Raw genomic sequence first — 17,664 nt, forward strand, 5'->3', positions numbered from 1 at the left:
CTGCCACTATTGCTAAAATGTCTAATGGCGAGTTTGTTGCGCTCAGTGTGATTGCGCGAATCTGTGAGGACTTGGAATGTAAGATCGAGGAAGTTGTCGAGTTTGTAGAAGATAAGAATACGGACCGCGCCGAATAAGGTAGCGGTCTTTTTTTACGTAGAATCACCGTCAAATTAGCGCCTTATGCCCGTACCCTTACGTTTACCCTCGGACAGCCATAGCGCGGCTAATTCGTGGGCGTACGCAGGCAGGGCGGTCGGTATATGTAACCTCCGCAGCAGCTCTCGCACTTAGTCCGCGCCGCATACTCGATTAACTCAAAGATGCGCATATCAATCGCTGGCTTAGCGGGAATGCGCGCTGCGTCCCCCGTTTCTTCTTCGTCGTCTGCCTCGTCTTCCTCTTCGTATGTTTCCAGCCGCTTCAAATCGTTAAACGCCGTACGTCGCGACACGCCTTCCGCTTGCGCCGCTTGCTCAACGGTGCAGCCTTCGTTTATGTGCGCTTGGATACGCTCGGCGCGTTCGAGGAGCGCTGGTTCCGCCGTTGCGACTGCTGGACGCTGCCTGCCATCCGCTGATTCTACGAGTGCAACTGGACCACATGAACCGGTTGCACTATCGTTCAGTGTGTCCTTCATCCAGCGTATTACTGTCGCATGCCCTACGCCCAACCACGCGCCTATCAACCGGTAACTCTTGCCTGCCCGACGTAAAGTTATCGCTGCTTCTTGGCGCTAATACTCCGGAGGGCTGTACGCGGCTAATTCAACGGTAAATTGACGGAAAAATAACGAAGAAAAGCGCCAGCCCTAACGGATTGATTCCGCTAAGACTGGCGCTTTTAAATTCACTCCGCTGGGAACGTTTTGTAAATACCGACGCCAATAATCGTATAACTCACGATATCAACGGCCGCCCGGTATACGCCGGCTTCCGGGGCCGCTCCGCGTTACTTATGTCAGTTAAATATCGAACTTACTGGCGAAAATTTATCGTGTTGCTTCGAAATATCCGTTTGAAACATCTCCGTGTATAATTGCGCCATATGTAGACTCTTATGACCCATGATGCGCATAAGGCTTACCACGTCGCCCCCGTTGAGGACATAGTTTCTGGCGAAAGTATAACGCAGTGTATGACACGATACACGAACGCCTTTTATACGAGCTTTTTTACCGTAATCGGAGATTTCTTCCTGAACCGTTCGCCTTTTGAGCGGCTGACCATTAATATTCACAAAAAATTCAGAAGAATCCGTCTCAGTACGTAGCCTTAAATACTCGTCCATATGAACAGCGAGAATATCACTAAATGGAACCAGCCTTTCCTTTCGCCCTTTTCCGAATACTCTCAGGGTACGCTCAGTCCAATAAATTCCATCAATACTTAGAGTTATTGCTTCCTCCATCCGTAAGCCAGTATCCAGAATCAAAAGCATGAAGACATAGTTACGATACCCTGCCGGCGTTGAAAGATTGGGCATGTCAAGAAGCAACTTGACCTGTTTATGGTTTAACGTACGTAGGATGCGCTTTTCTTCAACGAGGTTTTCGATAGTATCCATTGGGTTCTCGATGAGGTATCCTGCCCCATGAAGAAAATTGAAAAAAGCGCGTAAGCTTCGGAGATACTTATTGATCGTCGGTGCACTATTCCCTTCGTCGATCCTCGTTTGAATGAACTCCTGAATATCCTCCAGTATTACCTCGTTAACCTTTCCAATATCATTCTCATTTAGGAAGTTGTAGAGCTTTCCAAGTGCTTGAGAGTATGATGTCGTTGTATTACTGGTCAGGTTCTTTAACCTTCGTGATCTGATGAACATGTTTATCGCAGAATGTACACTCAGTTTCTCCCTTTCCTCGCGTGTCTCAAGAATCAGCTTCCTTTTCTCCTTGTAGTCCATATGCGTAGCCTCCTCGTTATGTCTCCGAAAGGCTACCATAAAACAGTAACCAGAAAAAGCGCCCGACTCCGCATAAAAACGGGGTCGGGCGCTTTCATTTGCGTTTTAGCTTCTCAAACTCGTACCTTTAAATGAAGAATTTATACGCGTCTGCGATCTATTACACCATCCAACCTGAAACCCCATCAGCAAGACTGTCAAACAAACCGGGAAAGCGATTATTTTCATCGTCATACTTCCCCAATGCAGATTGAATTTCACGCATTAAATCCACACCACCTACAGCACCGATAACACTTATCTTCGCTTTGATGATATCTGCCCAGTAATTGACGGCATTTAAGTTAAGTTCGTACTCTGTGTATATCCCGCCTCTATAATCAAGGTCGTGAATTATTTCTTCTAAACCATCGAGCAGATTAGATTCGCGAATATCCGAATATTCTGGGTCTCTCTTCTCAGCAGCAAAATACTCTCGCATTGCTTTAACAAGATCATCGGCCAATTCACTTACAAGAGCCTGCATTTCTTTCATCGTCATTCCTCCAATGTTAAGTAGCCAAGTATATTGGATAATTATAAAACACTTCTGCTAGTATTGGTTAGATATTTTGTCATATTAAGGAATGACTTACGTTTATGAATAGTAAGAACCTTTGTTACCGTCGTCTCTTCCCTGCGAGGGCCTTACTGAGCCTGGATACCGGCGAGAATTGCGCGTGGTTATCCCGTATAGCGCCTTCACTCGGCCGGACGTATCCCTGCGTCGTCTTCACGTCCGCGTGCGCGACGATGCGCTGCAGCGTGAACAAGTCTCCACCGTTAACGAGGTAATTCGTGCAGAAGTAATCGCGGAACCGATGCGGAGATATGCGTGTCTCCTTCGTATCAATGCCGGCCATCGTAGCGTATTTCCGTAGCTGCTTCCGGAAGTGGTCCGGCTTTAATTTTTCTCCGTAATTGCTGACGAAGATGAACGTCGTATCAAAGTGCGCGCTAGTTTCCTGTATAAGCCGCAGCAGCTCCCGTAAGACCGCCGGCGACAGCGGAATGATACGAGGCTTGCGGTTCTTATTTAACGCCGCAGGGAGCCGGATACAGCGCGCGGAGAAGTCTATATGGGACGTTTCCAGCGATAGCAATTCATTAATGCGCAGGCCGGTATCCGCGAGCGTTAACATGGCCGTCCGATCGCGTATGCCGACGTAACTGCCCGTATCCGGAGCCGCTAAAAGCGCGTCGAGCTGTGCGTCCGTAAATACCGTCTTGTCGTCCGTATCATGGCGCGGCGCTTTAACGCGAGACGCCGGGTTCTCGTTTACGATATCTTCCTCCGCCCAAAACTTGCACATCGTCTGCAACGCCCGCAGCCGGGACGTAACGGTCGCGTTAGACAGCGCTTTACCGTCCTTCTGCCGGTCCTCTACGTCCTCATAACGCTTGTGATCGTGCGTCATATAGCCGAGATATTCACGGAGCAGCTCCGGATTAATTTGCGTAACGTCGGTTATATCGTATCCATACTTCGTTAGCCATTCGTTAAAGTAGCGCCAATAGCTCCGGTAATCAGACAGCGTGCGTTCCCGCAGCCCTTCGGACCTCTTTGCGCTATAAAATAAATCGAACGCCATTTCCAGCGTCGTTACTACCGGGGCCTTATTAACGCGGCTACTCTTCGAGTTAATGACGGCCTTTTTCCCTAATCGCGGATCAGCAGACATAGCAAAACCTCCCACATTTTACCGTAGGAGGCTCCGTAATCAGCGCCTACGCACCGCCGGAATAACACCGGGAATACGTTGGCCTATCGTATGTCCTACCGTCACATTCAACGCTGACAAACGTTGATATAACGGGATTTTTTAGCGCGAATGCTGGTGAAGGGAATTGAACCCCCGGCCTACGCATTACGAGTGCGTTGCTCTACCCCTGAGCTACACCAGCGAACAGGCTTTGCTGTCCTGCCAAGCAAAAAATATTATAACTCTTCCAGCGGAAAACGCAAGCCCTTTTTCAGTAGTGAGTATGATAATTACATTTTGTTAAAAGGAAAAGAAGCGCCTTAAAAGGCGCTTCCATTAAATAAGAAGAGAGCTTTCGCAGTCCCCTTAAGTCGTGATACCTAAGAGAGCTTTCGCAGTCTTAGATATCATTTATATTAGTATTCGTCGACTTGCTTTAATTATACATGTCTTTTTGTACAAAGAAGAGCTTTCGCAATTCTTATGAGGTAGTTGATGCAGGGAAAGCTTACGCTATCACTACATAAAACATTTTAACTCAAACAATTTTCTATGTCAATGTACACTATGGAATTATTTTCAAGCCAAATCGTTCCTTTTTGTTACATCCTCCATCGTATGCTTGATTTTCAATCATATCAAGTAAACCATATGTCCTAAGTGGTTTACCGGAAAGCTTTCTATTCCACGTGTTTGGTAATAAGTCTGCAATCTGCAATCCTATTATGTTATCAGGTTTATAGCCGAAATTTATTGTACTAAGTCTTTTTTGTACAGTTTTATTACTGTAAAAAAGAGTTCCTTGGGCCATAAGATAATGGAAATGATATTGTAATTGTTGATCTTTTTGGTCTGGATCAGCATTAGTTGATTCTAAATAAATTGAACCTTTACCATCGTTCATTTCAAGATAGTGAACAAAATTCTCCATAATTATTTGAAGAGCAATGAAATACTTATCACGTCCATTAGTATATAAGCTTTGGCAGTCCTTCTCGTGAATGCTGACTCCAAACACTGGGAGATTATAATGCTTGAACATCCCAGTAATATCACCCCAGAAATTTTTAAGCACATCATTATCCTGAAAGACCTTAAATGGGGTGGCGGATTTATGTCTATTGATATCCATTTCGTGAATTATGACCTTTTCATCCCCAAAGTACTTATTCTTTATTGAATTGACATAAGGGATAATATCCATCTCATATTCGTTTTCTCCAATTGCAAATCCCATTAAGCTAAAATGATCAAAATGACCACCTGTGAGAATTTCATCTAAATAAAGCGTATATCTCTTCATTATTTTTATGGACACCCCTTAGATATATCCGATACCCTACCCCTGATATGCATCGGCTTAAACACTACTGCATTAGCCCCAGCCCGCGGAAATAATCCAGCGCGAGCTTTGCGCTTGCAAGGGAGGATACCTCATAGGCCTCTTGCTCTACAATATAGTAGAGAATTCCGCTCTGCTCCGCTATCTCAAAGACGCTCTGGAAATCGACCTCTCCCTTCCCGAGATCGGTCTCCTCCTGGTTTGCTCCGAAATCCTTAATATGGACCAGCGGAACACGGCCGGCGTACCGTGACACATAATCTGCGGGCCGGGCTCCGCCCCGGTGTACCCAGCCCAGATCAAACTCTGCCAGCATATGCTCTGCAGGAATCCGCTCCAGCCAGATATCGATGACCGCCTTGCCGTCAACTTTTGCGAATTCATAATCATGGTTGTGGTAGCCGTACTCCATCCCTGCCGCCCGGACCATCGCGGAAGCCTTCTCCAGGAATGGAATTATTCTTGTCACATCTTCGATGGAAGGGCTGGGCGGAAGCGGTGCCGACGGGGTGATTATATATTGCAGTCCGAGCTCTACGGCGTATTCAATCTCTTTGGCTAAGGCCTGTTCCATCTTATCCAGGCTGCTGAAGTCCAGTCCCACATGCGCCGAAGGCGCCGCAAGGCCCAGTTCATCCAGCCTGCGGCGCAGTTCCCCGGCAGCTACGCCGAAATAACCGGCGAACTCCACTGCCTGGTATCCCATCTCTGCCACCTTGCCCAGTGTGCCGAGGAAATCCCGCTCCGTCTGGTCCCGCAGTGTATACATTTGAATTCCGATCTGCTGCGTTGCTTCTGCCATGTAGAATCCGCTCCTTATCGTCATTTCTGATTAGATACTATATTCCCACTACTTTCCCTGTAGCTTACGCTCCACGGATTCGAGCTTGCTGCGGCTGGTGGAGATCTTGTCGCGCCGGTCATCGATCTTAAGCGAGGTGGAGACTCTCTGCGCCCCGGCGGTGAACGGCGACTCATGCAGCGCTTCTACCGCAGCCAGAATCCGCGCTACCGGTCCCTCAATAATCGTACCCATAGAAGTTAGCTCATAGGTAATGCCCTCCACCGTCTCCAGTACGCGCTGCATCTCGGCCACATAGCTGCTGAGACTGGTGCTGCCTGTCCCGATCGGAATAACGGTCACTTCGCCAATTGCCATTGTGATCTCCCTCCTAATGATCTGATGTGCCTGAGCCTCTTATTTATCCTCTTATTGTAACGCTTCGCCAGGCTCGCCACAAATCACCTGCCACCCTCTCTATTCTATTAATATCCGTCAAAATGATTACCAGGATTAGACGCACTCTATTTATGGATTCTTTGTGGCGTATTTTCGGAGATTTTATGAAACATTCAAGGCAAATTCATAGAAAAGTTGTGGATTACCTGTGGACTAACTGTGGATCAGCTGTGAGTAAAAGCGCCGAACCCGCTCCCCGTGCGGGATTGCAAAAAAACATTTACAAACACAATATATTGCGTTAGCTTTAATAGATAACAACAAAATATAGTAGAAACGGGTGTTTCACCCCTTGTAATAGAGGTGCGACTTAATAGGGAAGCGCGGTGCAAAACCGCTGCGGTCCCGCCACTGTAACCGGATGCTCCCAGGGCGCGATGCCCAGGGCCGCATTCTCCGGCTAATTGCCACTAAGGGGCGGAATAAGCCCCCCGGGAAGGCGCCGGAGGAGTTGCCGGAAGCCAGGAGACCTGCCTGTTTCGGTGGCACCGCTTAGACTCCTGCGAGGAACAGGGGAGGTGTCCGTATGCGGCCTGCAATAGCAGAGTTAGCCTTCCGTCAATCGGGCCATAGGCTGCCGATACCTGAGGACGATCGAGGATTATCTTCAGGTATCGGCTCTGCGGAATATACAAGAACGGGCGTAAGCTATCGCCCTGTGTCTGCTCGTATGTTCCACCCAGACCACAGGCAAATTTCCGCTTTCCGGAACTTTGCATCATGCATTCGGGCATTTCCGGCCTTCCCGGCCGGGGGTGCTTTTTTAACGCTTACAATACCCGAGAGGAGAGAGTTATATAATGACGCTGCTGGAGAAACGTTATAACGAAGGACAAGCTGCACAGGAGGATCTTTTAGAAGAGGTCATTCATCTGGGACGGGATATTATCGAAAGCCGGGATCTGGATCTGCTGCGCGAGAACGCCAACCTGAACGGGGAGAGCTTCTCCGGCAAAATGAGCAAGTTCGGCAGTGAATACTCCAAATGGTATGCCCGTAACTTCACCATGCCGCCACAGCTGGTACAGGCTACCCTGGATAATGTCGTCTATGTACATGACCTTGATCAGTACGCCATTGGAACCACGAACTGCATCTTCATTCCGTTTGAACGGCTTCTCCGTGAAGGCTTCAACACCGGCAACGGCAGCGTACGGCCTCCCAACTCGATTATGACGGCGATGTCACTGGTGGCGATTATTTTCCAGTCGCAGCAAAATGCGCAATACGGCGGCGTATCCGCCAACAAGCTGGATTATGATCTGGCCCCTTATGTGACCAAATCCTTCTCCAAGCTCTTCCGCAAAGGTCTGGAGTATTTCGAGGAGAATACAGAGGGTTCTGAGCTTGGGGAGATTACGATGAGCCGCAGCGATCTGGCTGAGCAGTATCCGCGTGCCTTCCGTTTCGCCCTGAAGGAGACGCAGAGCGAGACCCTGCAGGCCGCAGAGAGCATGGTACATAACCTGAATACGATGTCCAGCCGCTCCGGCGGCCAGATTCCTTTTACCAGCATCAATTACGGCACTTGCTCCTCACCAGAGGGCCAGCTTGTGATCAGTTCACTGCTGGCGGCCACGATGAACGGACTGGGCAGCGGGGAGACGCCGGTGTTCCCAATTCAGATCTTTAAATGTAAGCAAGGCATCAACCAGCAGCCGGGTGACCCTAACTATGAGCTGTTCCTGAAGGCCGCGGAGTGCTCGGCGCGCAGATTGTATCCGAATTTCGCCAATCTGGACGCTCCGCTGAACATGCAATATTACGATCCGGCTGACCCGGATACCGAGTTCGCTACGATGGGCTGCCGGACCCGTGTGCTCGGCGACCGCTTTGGACGTAACCACTGCTCCGGCAAAGGTAATCTGTCCTTCAACACGCTCAATTTGGTGCGTCTTGGACTGGCCCACGGTACGGTAACCGGCCGCCGCCTGGCTGCTGACGAAAAAGGGTTCTTTGACGACCTCAATCACTACATGGATATTGCGCTCGACGGTCTGCTGCACCGTTTCCGTATCCAGGCTTCCCAGAAGGCCAAAGCCTCCGATTTCATGATGCGTGAAGGCGTCTGGGAAGGCGGCGAGCAGCTTGCCCCCGATGACAGCGTAGGCGAGCTGCTGAAGCACGGCAGTCTGTCGCTGGGCTTCATTGGAATGGCAGAATGCATGAAAGCTATGTACGGTAAGCACCACGGCGAAGATATGGAGATTCACGCCAAGGCTGTAGCCATCGTCCGCCACATGCGTGAATATTGCGACCGCAAGAGCGAGGAGCTTAATCTCAACATCACCTTGTTCGCAACGCCGGCCGAAGGTCTCTCCGGCAAGTTCACCAAGATCGACCGCAAGGTGCTCGGCTCTATCCCTGGGGTAACGGACCGTGAATACTATACGAACTCGTTCCACATTCCGGTCTATTATGAACTAAGCGCAGCTAAGAAGATCAGCCTGGAAGCTCCGTTCCATGAACATTGCAACGCCGGAGCGATCTCCTATGTCGAGCTGAACGGCAACGCCCGGAGCAACCCGTCAGCCTTCGTCAAAATCATCAAATACGCGCTGGAGCAGGACATCAGCTACTTCAGCATTAACCATCCGATTGACCGCTGCTCCGCCTGCGGCTATGAAGGGGTCATCGGCACGAATTGCCCGACCTGCAATGCGCATGAAGATACCACTCATATCCGCCGTCTGCGCCGGGTTACAGGGTATCTGACCGGGGACTATCAGACCCGCTTCAACGCTGCCAAGCAAGCCGAAGTCCGGGACCGTGTTAAGCATCTATGAACATCTGCGGATATTACCCCGAATCGATCAATGAAGGGGAAGGCCTGCGGGCCGTCCTCTTCTTCAGCGGCTGCCGCCACCGCTGCCCGGGCTGCTTCAACCCGAAGACCTGGAATTTCAACTACGGGGAGGCCTTCACCCCGGAGCGGCGGCGGGAGATCATAGAAGAAATTGCAGGCAATCCGCTGCTGGACGGCTTAACGCTTGCGGGCGGGGACCCTTTTTTCTCGGCTGAGGAGGCTGCAGATTTCATTCATGAGCTGCGCGCCGAGCTGCCGGGCTTCCCGGTCTGGATCTATACCGGCTATACGTACGAGGAGCTTACGGCTTCTCCCGGTTCAGCGGAATGGAAGCTGCTGGCCTTATGCCAGGTGGTGATTGACGGCCGGTTTGTTGAGGCATTGAAGGATCTGACCCTCTCCTACCGGGGGAGCAGCAACCAGCGGATCATCGATATTCCGGCGAGTCTGGCGGGAGATATGGTGGTACTGTGGGAGCCGGAGCTGAGCTTTCAAGGGGTATAAAATTCATATACAAAAAGGCACTACACTCCCGCATTCGGGTAATGTAGTGCCTTTTGATTGTACGGGCAGCTGTAACCGGCAGCCTAACGTTATTCTACGGCTGCTGATTGCCCTGCCTTGCGCCCCACCTTATGCTCCGTCTCTTCAGCCAGCTCCTCCAGCACGCTGTTCAGGCGCAGCTTCAGCTCCTCCGCCAGCTCAACTACGCCCTGATCGTTACGCACCGCCTGGGAGTCTACGGCGTAGACGCCGCCAAGAATGTAGCGAGCGCCAAGCACGGACAATACCGGCTTCAGTGCATAGTCAATGGCGAGCAGATGCGCGAGACTTCCGCCCATGAAGAGCGGCAGCACGATTTTGCCGGCCAGCCCTTTTTGCGGCACCAGATCTAGGAAGGTCTTCAGCACTCCCGTGTAAGAAGCCTTATATACCGGACTGACGACGATCACCGCATCGGCTTCCGCCACGAGCCCGTTCGCCTTGACGATGGCTTCACTCTCGAACTTGGTGTGAATCAGATCCTCCGCCGGAAGCTCTGCCACATTGATTCGCTCCACTTCATACCCGCGCTCCCGCAAGGCACTCTCTGCATACTCAATCACGGCATTGATCCGGGACACCAGGGATGGCGTTCCGTTGATTACTACTATTTTGGCCATTTCCGCACCTCTTCCGTCCGCTATTATAGGATATGCCGGGCTACTGCACCGGACACTGATACTTCAAATTAGTAATAATCCTAGCAGAGTACAAGGAATATTGTCAAACCCCTCTTATGCTTGCAAACTGCTGCCCCTCTAGTTATAATAAACGGCAAACCTATATCCCGACCAGGCCAACGACCGGCATCCAACCGCGAGGCGTCTGCGACCGGAGCAGCTTCCTGTTCCCTAAGTTTACCGGGTTTCGCCCGTTACCGCGAAGACCAAAGAGGGCCTGATTCCGCGCTGCATAGCTGTTATACGCGAATGAGGTCAACCTGGGTGGCACCGCGAGCTGACGCTCCTCGTCCCATGGATGAGGGCGTTTTTTGCGTTTTTTTACCCACACTTAAGGAGCGGATGCAGATGCTGGATATGAATTGGATCAGGGAGAATGAGGACATTGTACGGAAGACGGCCGAGTGGAAAAGATTTAAGTTCCCCCTGGAGGAACTTCTGGAGTGGGATGACCGGCGGCGGCTGGCCCGCCGGGAGACGGAGCAGCGCCGGGCAGAGCGCAACGCGCTGACGAAGGAAGTGGAGCGTCTGCTGCGCCAGGGCGACGCCGAAGGCGGCGAGCGGGTGAAGGAGCAGGTGCGAGGTATCGGCAGCGAGCTCGCGCTGCTGGAGGCGGAGCTGGCGGAAGCGGAGCGGCGCTGCGGGGAGCTGCTGCTGGAAGCGCCGAATCCCGTGTCGGCGGATACGCCGATCGGACCGGATGACAGCGCGAATGTGGAGCTGCGGCGCCATGGCACGCCGCCGGTGTTCGGCTTCCGCGCGCGGGACCATGTCGAGCTCGGAGAGCTGCACGACATCCTCGACCTTCCGCGCGGCGTCAAGGCCGGCGGCCCCCGCAGCTATGTGCTGAAGGGAGCCGGTCTGCTGCTGCACCTCGCTGTGCAGCGGCTGGCCCTGGATGTGCTGATGCAGCGCGGCTTCACCGTCATGGATGTGCCCGTGATCGTCCGGCCAGAGGCCTTGGAGCGGACCGGATTCTTCCCCGGCGGCATGGATCAGACCTACGAGCTGACTGGAGAGAAGCGCTGGCTGGCCGGCACCTCGGAGGTGTCGCTGGTCTCACTGTACAGCGATGAGATTCTGGAGCTGGATCAGCCGCTGCGGCTGGCCGGGATGTCGGCCTGCTTCCGCCGCGAGGTTGGCTCGGCGGGCCGCGATGTGCGCGGGCTGTACCGGGTCCACCAGTTCTCGAAGATCGAGCAGGTGGTCATGTGCAAGAACGATCCGGCAGAATCGGAGCAGATGCTCCAGGAGATTCTCGGCAATGCCGAGCATATTCTTCAGCTGCTGGAGCTGCCCTACCGGGTAGTTGCTGTCTGTAGCGGAGACATGGCGATGAAGACCCATAAACAGTATGACATCGAGACCTGGATGCCGGGCAGAGAAGCTTACGGGGAGACCCACTCGGCTTCCAATCTGCTCGACTTCCAGGCCCGCCGCTCGGGCATCCGCTACCGTGATGAAGACGGGCGGCTGCAATACTGCCACACCCTGAACAACACAGCGGTGGCCACTCCACGCATTCTGATTCCGCTGCTGGAGAATCACCAGCAGGAGGACGGATCGATCTATATCCCGCAGGCGCTGCAGCCTTATATGGGCGGGGTGGAGCGGATCGAACACAAGTAATCTCACCTTAACCACCACCGGCTACTCATCCGCCCACTTTTGGGACACCCGGCGAATTCAGGGGCATTAGTGCCCCTTTTTTGTTCACTTCGGGCTTCATGCAGCCCACACACCTTCCCGCCAACACATCATATTCGGTTTTCCGCTTACATTTCACTCACGTGCCTCCACACCACCCAATGCTCATTTTCATGCGTTAGTTGTGCCTTCAAAGACATGTTTGTTTGCGCATACAATCCAAGCTCATTATTCCGGTGATTCAAAGACTGCCGCTTAACCTCAACTCTATGTGCACCCTATCCACAACAGACGAAAATTATAATTTCCTAAGCAACAAAGAAACGGCTCTCCTCCTTTATAGGAAGAATAGCCGTTTTCAGCATAAAAGTAACATGCAGTTTACATAGTTTCAGAAAATGTAGCTAACTTCATCTAAAACACCTTAAAATTTTATACATCTCATCATTTCCCTCTACGTTTTTATGCGATTTTAACAAATATTGCCGAAAAATTGCACTAGATTCATATTATCTCTATTATAATAGAGTACGAATGATATTTTATGGGGAGGTATACTCACATGAAACTTTCTTCACAATGCAAGAAGCCGCTCAGTCTATTCCTGGCGGTAGCATTGCTATTAACCGGGATCTTCCCGGGATTGTCTACAGGCTCAGGGACGGCCTCGGCAGAGCCGATTATAGCAGCCGATAGGGTTGCGGCCACTGCGGCCACTCAAGCTCCCCCGGTTACTGCATCCCCTGCCTCAGGCACTAAGATCGCTACAGGATCAAAGATTACTTTAAACACCTCCGTAACGGCAAGCGTGTACTACAGCGTCTACGCCAACAAGAGTACTACAGCAGAAGTGGCAGAGCAGTTGTATACTGCCCCAATCACCGTTCACTCCGATATTACCTCTCTTAAGATTACAGCTTATGCCTCATTATCCGATTCTGAGAAAGGTCCAACATCCACTTTTGAATACAGCGTCGCCCCTGCACTGGCAGGTCTTAAGATTAACCAGATTCAAGGCGCAGGACATATCTCCCCTTACGTGGATGCTATGGTCACTGAAGTCAAGGGAATTGTTACCTACATTAAGGATGCTGACAGCTTCTACATCCAGTCTGCAGCCGCTGATATGGATACTGATATCAAGACCTCGGAAGCCATCCAAATCTATCAGAAGGGAAAAAGCAGTGCCGTTAAACCAGGCGATGCTGTCACGGTAGACGGAGTTGTCAAGGAATTTGGCCGCACCGGACAATTATCCACCACACAGATTACCGCCAGCCAAACCACGGTTGTCAGCAGCGCTAATCCGCTTCCGGCCCCAACCCTGCTGGGTACTGGCGGACGTCTCATCCCAACGGCTGTAATCGATGATGATGGCCTGAATCCGGCCAAATTCGAGCCAGCCACCGATGCCATCGACTTCTATGAGAGCCTGGAAGGCATGCGTCTGGATCTTGCCAAGCCGACCACGGTGGGCCCGGCAGTCTACTATGCTTCCAGCAGTACCTTTGAGATTCCGGTAGTGACCGTCAACGGTACGGGCAACACGACTGAAGTAACTTCCCCTGCCGGTGGACTGGTACTGACGGGTGCCGACTTTAACCCGCAGCGCCTGATTCTCTCGGTGAAGACTGCCCCGGTGCTCACTACAGGCCAGCAATTCTTGGGCAATATCACCGGTATTCTGACTTATGATTTCGGCAAATTCCTGATTTCTACGGAAACAGGCGGCCTGCCAGACGTCTCCCCAAGCAAGCTGAAGAGAGAAGTGACCTCGCTCTCCCCGGGAGATGCGGATAAGCTGAACATCGCTTCTTTTAACATTGAGAACTTCTCCCAGCAGAATGATCCGGCCAAAATCACCAATGTCGCCAAGGATATCGTGGTCAATCTCAAAACACCGGACATCATCGGCCTGACAGAAGTGCAGGATAATGATGGAACCGGCAAAGGCGGTACGGATGCCAGCGAGAGCTACAAAGCGCTGATTGCTGCCATTAAAGCTATTGACGGCGGCGCATCTAACTATGGATACACGGATATCGAACCGCAGAACAATCAGGATGGCGGCGTTCCAGACGGCAATATCCGTTCCGGCTTCCTGTACAATATGAACCGTGTCTCGCTGAAGTCAGGCACACCGGGTACAGCCACTGATTCTGTAAGCTATACCGCAGGCTCCGGCCTCAGCCTGAACCCTGGACGCATTGATCCGGGCAATGAAGCCTTCAAGGAGTCGCGCAAGCCGCTGGCTGCCGAGTTCATCTTCGAGGGCAAAGAGATTATCGTCATTGCCAATCACTTCAACTCCAAGAGCAGCGACAACTATCTCTTCGGTTCCGTTCAGCCTCCGGTCTTCTCGACTGAAGTTCAGCGGGCCAAGATCGCCAAGGTAGTAGGCAGCTTCGCTGAGGATGTGCTTCAGAAGAACCCTGATGCCAATCTTGTCGTGCTCGGCGATCTGAATGACTTCCAGTTCTCAGACACGCTGAATATCCTCAAGGGCAGTGCGCTTACGAATCTGGTAAACAACCTGCCGCTGAATGAACGGTATTCCTACAACTTCCAGGGCAACTCCCAGACGCTGGATCATATCCTCGTCAATAACCGGCTGGCTTCTGCCAGCAAGCTTGATATCGTGCATATTAATGCCGATTTTGCAGATCCGGGAGATTATCCGAAAGGCACTGTATCTGATGCAGACGGCATCCGAATCAGCGACCATGATCCGCTGCTGGCACAGATTGACTTCGGTACGACAGATTTCAATCTGCGCGTCTTGCATACCAATGATACCCATAGCCATCTGGAGAATATCACCAAGCGTACCTCTGCCATCAGCAGCGAACGGACAGGCAATACGGTGCTGCTGGATGCGGGGGACGTCTTCTCCGGAACGCTGTATTTCAACCAGTTCAAGGGTCAGGCAGACATCAAGTTCATGAATAATATCGGCTATGATGCGATGACCTTCGGCAACCATGAGTTTGACATGAATAAGGAGAATCCGGAAATCCTGCGGAATTTCGTGACGGCGGCCAAGTTCCCGTTCGCCAGCTCCAATATTGATTTCACCACCAAGAATAGTGAGCTTGCTGATCTCTATCACGAGATGACTGGTATTCTTGAGACCGATGAGTCCAAAAGCACAGCCAAAGACGGTCATATCTATCCTTCCGTCATCAAGGACGTGTATGGAGAGAAGATCGGCATCTTCGGTTTGACGACTGAGGATACTGTAGGCCTCGCGTCTCCTGGCGACAAGATTATTTTCAAAGATCATGTAGAAAGCGCGAAGCGGACCGTCCAGGCGCTCGAAGCCCAGGGCATCAACAAGATTATCGCCGTCACCCATCTGGGGTACACCGTGGATCAGGAGCTGGCCAAAACTGTTCCGGGGATCGACATTATCGTCGGCGGACATTCCCACACGAAGATCGACAACCCTCCAACTCCTGTGGTGATTGCAGGTACGGACAAGAAGGTCCTGATTGTACAGACCGGAGAATACAGCCAGTTCCTCGGTGAGCTTGATGTTACCTTCGATAAGAACGGTGAGGTTAAAGCCTATCAGGGGAAATTGCTGGATGTTAACCTGTTCGGTGAAGACCCTGCTGCCAAAAAAATGCTAGCCCCGATTGATGCTGAGCTGGCAACGGTCCGCAACCAGGTTGTAGGCTACTCTGATGTAGATCTCTACACTCACCGCATCATCGACGGAAAGTCTGTCCGTGTTGTTCGTAAGGAAGAGACACCCATCGGCAATATGATCGCCGACAGTATTGCGGAAAAGGTTACGGAGCTGATGCCAAGCTTCGTGTCAGCCTCTGACCTCGCCTCCATCAAGGGCGTTGTTGCCATCCAGAATGGCGGAGGTATCCGCGAAGCCATCAATACAGGCGATATCACCATGGGCGAAGTGCTGACGACACTGCCGTTCGGCAACGGACTTGCAGCTCTGAAAGTCACCGGTGCAGAGATCATCTCCTCCCTGGAGAACGCAGTAAGCGGCCTGGCTTCTGACCAGGGGCGGTTCGCCCATGTCTCGGGGATGAAATATTCGTATGATTCCACCAAGAAGCCGGAGATTATCGATTCATTAACCGGCAAGGTCACGCAAGCGGGAGAACGCATAATCTCCGTAGAAATCAAACAGGCAAACGGCTCTTACCTGCCGATTGATCCGGCAGCCTATTACATTCTGTCTACGAACTCCTTCATGGCAGGTGGTGGAGACTTCTACCGCGCGCTGGCTTCAGCCAAGGCGGATGGACGTTATTATGAACTGGGTCTTCCCGACTTCGAAGTCCTGCTGGCCTATCTGAAGAAGCATAAACCGGTGACTTCGAGCGTCGAAGGACGGATCACCGATCTGATGGGCGCCGTTCCAAGTCCGACTATTACTCCAACCCCGGCACCAACTACCAATCCGGGCGGATCTAATCCGGGTGGAACCGGGGGTACTACCCCGACAGCCACTCCGCTTCCAAGTCCGGCAGCCACCACAGGAGTACCGCCGCAGGTAACGACGTTTACTGCAGCGGATCTCACCGCTCAGCTTGCAGCCTTGCCTGCCGGTACGAATGAGCTGAAGCTCCCGCTCACGGCTTCAGCAGGCGGCGCACAGGCTGTGCTGCCAGGCAGTGTCCTAGTGCAGCAGGCGGCGGCACATCCGAACACAGTGTTGACCTTCATCTCTACCGGCGGTGCTTCCTATTCCCTCCCGCTGAGTCTTATTAACGGAACGGCTCTAGCCGCCCAGCTTGGCACCAGTGATTTCACAATTACCGTATCATTGCTTCAGGCAGATACCTCTGTACTGGACAGCCTGAACAAGGCCATCGCCGCACAGGCAGGTACGATCACCGTTGCTGCACCCGTCATTGAATTCAGCGTCAGTGCCCAGGCAGGTACGTCAAGCGTGCCGCTGAACAGCTTCGGCAACACTTATGTGAAGCGGACAATCACGGCCACTGGTGCACTTGATGCCAAGGGTGCGACCGGTGTCGCCTTTGACCCGGCCACAGGCAAGCTGTCCTTCGTGCCCTCGGTCTTCGCTAGTCCGGCAGACGGACATACGCAAGTAACGATTAAGCGCAACAGCAACAGCTATTATACTGTGGTGAAGTCGTCCAAAACCTTCGGTGACACTACCGGGCACTGGGCACAATCCGCCATTGAACTGCTGGCCTCGAAGCTGGTGATTACCGGCACCAGCAGCACCGCTTTCTCGCCTGCCGAGTCTATAACACGGGCAGAGTTCGCGGCACTGATCACCCGTTCCCTGGGCCTTGCCCCGGCAGCAACAGGAACGGCCTTCAAGGATGTTAGCGCAGGCGCATGGTACACAGAGGCTGTGCAGACAGCCGCTGCCGCAAACCTGATTACCGGATATACGGATGGCAGCTTCAAGCCAGGCAGTCCGATTACCCGGCAAGAGATGGCAGCCGTCCTGTCCAAAGCTATGAAATACACCGGCAAGACCGTGACGACCGATCCGGCTGTATTGGCTAAATTCCGCGATGCCTCAAGCATCCCGGCCTGGTCTAGAGCAGCGGTAGCAGAGATCGCCGCCGCTGGCATCATCCAGGGAACCCCTGATGGTGCGTTCGCTCCGGCGAAGCTGGCTACCCGTGCAGAGGCGGCTACGATGCTGGAGAAGACCCTGAAGTCGCTGCAATTCATTAACTAACGCACGCTACAGCGTTATACGAGATTTAAATCAGTAAAGGCGGTTCCCAAGGCGCATGATGCGC

At 52.2% G+C, this 17,664-nt stretch carries 12 protein-coding genes, 1 tRNA gene and 1 riboswitch; of the genes, 5 read left to right on the forward strand and 8 right to left on the reverse strand.

The window, feature by feature from the left end; all coding sequences use genetic code 11:
- Positions 1–8 precede the first annotated feature (8 nt).
- The gene (locus ACFSX3_RS06040; RefSeq protein WP_379312720.1) at positions 9–137 is read left to right on the forward strand and encodes a helix-turn-helix domain-containing protein; all 129 of its coding nucleotides are present in this window, start codon (positions 9–11) and stop codon (positions 135–137) included.
- Positions 138–960: 823 nt separating this feature from the next.
- On the opposite strand, the gene ACFSX3_RS06045 is transcribed toward ACFSX3_RS06040, so the two are convergent.
- The 7 genes from ACFSX3_RS06045 to ACFSX3_RS06075 all read right to left on the reverse strand — a co-directional run bounded on the left by ACFSX3_RS06045 (position 961) and on the right by ACFSX3_RS06075 (position 6,151).
- Positions 961–1,908: a tyrosine-type recombinase/integrase gene (locus tag ACFSX3_RS06045; protein WP_209994696.1), complete on the reverse strand. Its 948-nt coding sequence runs from the start codon at positions 1,906–1,908 to the stop codon at positions 961–963.
- 160 nt (positions 1,909–2,068) lie between these two features.
- Positions 2,069–2,443, reverse strand: a complete 375-nt coding sequence (locus ACFSX3_RS06050) for a hypothetical protein (RefSeq protein ID WP_209994697.1) — start codon at positions 2,441–2,443, stop codon at positions 2,069–2,071.
- 124 nt (positions 2,444–2,567) lie between these two features.
- The gene (locus ACFSX3_RS06055) at positions 2,568–3,629 is read right to left on the reverse strand and encodes a tyrosine-type recombinase/integrase (protein WP_209994698.1); all 1,062 of its coding nucleotides are present in this window, start codon (positions 3,627–3,629) and stop codon (positions 2,568–2,570) included.
- A 151-nt stretch (positions 3,630–3,780) separates the two neighbouring features.
- Positions 3,781–3,852: transfer RNA gene (locus ACFSX3_RS06060), tRNA-Thr, on the reverse strand.
- Positions 3,853–4,215: 363 nt separating this feature from the next.
- A complete protein-coding gene (locus ACFSX3_RS06065; protein ID WP_209994699.1) occupies positions 4,216–4,953 on the reverse strand; it encodes a DUF3800 domain-containing protein in 738 nt (245 codons plus the stop codon).
- Between the two features lie 64 nt (positions 4,954–5,017).
- Positions 5,018–5,794, reverse strand: coding sequence for a sugar phosphate isomerase/epimerase family protein (locus tag ACFSX3_RS06070; RefSeq protein WP_209994700.1), 777 nt, complete (start codon positions 5,792–5,794; stop codon positions 5,018–5,020).
- A 48-nt stretch (positions 5,795–5,842) separates the two neighbouring features.
- Positions 5,843–6,151: an MTH1187 family thiamine-binding protein gene (locus tag ACFSX3_RS06075; RefSeq protein ID WP_209994701.1), complete on the reverse strand. Its 309-nt coding sequence runs from the start codon at positions 6,149–6,151 to the stop codon at positions 5,843–5,845.
- A 342-nt stretch (positions 6,152–6,493) separates the two neighbouring features.
- Positions 6,494–6,724: riboswitch (cobalamin riboswitch) on the forward strand.
- A 308-nt stretch (positions 6,725–7,032) separates the two neighbouring features.
- Here ACFSX3_RS06075 and ACFSX3_RS06080 point away from each other — a divergent pair.
- Both ACFSX3_RS06080 and nrdG read left to right on the forward strand, forming a co-directional pair.
- Positions 7,033–9,018, forward strand: a complete 1,986-nt coding sequence (locus ACFSX3_RS06080; protein WP_209994702.1) for an anaerobic ribonucleoside triphosphate reductase — start codon at positions 7,033–7,035, stop codon at positions 9,016–9,018.
- Complete coding sequence (nrdG, locus tag ACFSX3_RS06085; protein WP_209994703.1) at positions 9,015–9,542, forward strand: anaerobic ribonucleoside-triphosphate reductase activating protein; 528 nt, start codon at positions 9,015–9,017, stop codon at positions 9,540–9,542. The genes ACFSX3_RS06080 and nrdG overlap by 4 nt, the downstream gene beginning before the upstream one ends.
- An 89-nt stretch (positions 9,543–9,631) precedes the next feature.
- Here nrdG and ssuE read toward each other — a convergent pair whose 3' ends face one another.
- Positions 9,632–10,201: an NADPH-dependent FMN reductase gene (gene ssuE / locus ACFSX3_RS06090; protein ID WP_209994704.1), complete on the reverse strand. Its 570-nt coding sequence runs from the start codon at positions 10,199–10,201 to the stop codon at positions 9,632–9,634.
- Positions 10,202–10,609: 408 nt separating this feature from the next.
- On the opposite strand from ssuE, the gene serS reads away from it, so the two are divergent.
- Positions 10,610–11,890 (forward strand): serine--tRNA ligase, encoded by a 1,281-nt coding sequence (gene serS, locus ACFSX3_RS06095; protein WP_209994705.1) that lies wholly within the window; start codon positions 10,610–10,612, stop codon positions 11,888–11,890.
- Positions 11,891–12,470: 580 nt separating this feature from the next.
- Positions 12,471–17,600: an S-layer homology domain-containing protein gene (locus ACFSX3_RS06100; protein ID WP_209994706.1), complete on the forward strand. Its 5,130-nt coding sequence runs from the start codon at positions 12,471–12,473 to the stop codon at positions 17,598–17,600.
- The last annotated feature ends 64 nt before the right edge of the window (positions 17,601–17,664 follow it).

Origin of the sequence: Paenibacillus rhizoplanae (assembly GCF_042684125.1) — a bacterium.
Taxonomy (GTDB): domain Bacteria; phylum Bacillota; class Bacilli; order Paenibacillales; family Paenibacillaceae; genus Paenibacillus_AQ; species Paenibacillus_AQ rhizoplanae.

Bases quoted from the DNA above. Each gene is read 5' to 3' on its own strand.
- ACFSX3_RS06045 (WP_209994696.1), bottom strand. From the start codon at position 1,908: ATGGACTACAAGGAGAAAAGGAAGCTGATTCTTGAGACACGCGAGGAA.
- ACFSX3_RS06050 (WP_209994697.1), bottom strand. From the start codon at position 2,443: ATGAAAGAAATGCAGGCTCTTGTAAGTGAATTGGCCGATGATCTTGTT.
- ACFSX3_RS06055 (WP_209994698.1), bottom strand. From the start codon at position 3,629: ATGTCTGCTGATCCGCGATTAGGGAAAAAGGCCGTCATTAACTCGAAG.
- ACFSX3_RS06065 (WP_209994699.1), bottom strand. From the start codon at position 4,953: ATGAAGAGATATACGCTTTATTTAGATGAAATTCTCACAGGTGGTCAT.
- ACFSX3_RS06070 (WP_209994700.1), bottom strand. From the start codon at position 5,794: ATGGCAGAAGCAACGCAGCAGATCGGAATTCAAATGTATACACTGCGG.
- ACFSX3_RS06075 (WP_209994701.1), bottom strand. From the start codon at position 6,151: ATGGCAATTGGCGAAGTGACCGTTATTCCGATCGGGACAGGCAGCACC.
- ACFSX3_RS06080 (WP_209994702.1), top strand. From the start codon at position 7,033: ATGACGCTGCTGGAGAAACGTTATAACGAAGGACAAGCTGCACAGGAG.
- nrdG (WP_209994703.1), top strand. From the start codon at position 9,015: ATGAACATCTGCGGATATTACCCCGAATCGATCAATGAAGGGGAAGGC.
- ssuE (WP_209994704.1), bottom strand. From the start codon at position 10,201: ATGGCCAAAATAGTAGTAATCAACGGAACGCCATCCCTGGTGTCCCGG.
- serS (WP_209994705.1), top strand. From the start codon at position 10,610: ATGCTGGATATGAATTGGATCAGGGAGAATGAGGACATTGTACGGAAG.
- ACFSX3_RS06100 (WP_209994706.1), top strand. From the start codon at position 12,471: ATGAAACTTTCTTCACAATGCAAGAAGCCGCTCAGTCTATTCCTGGCG.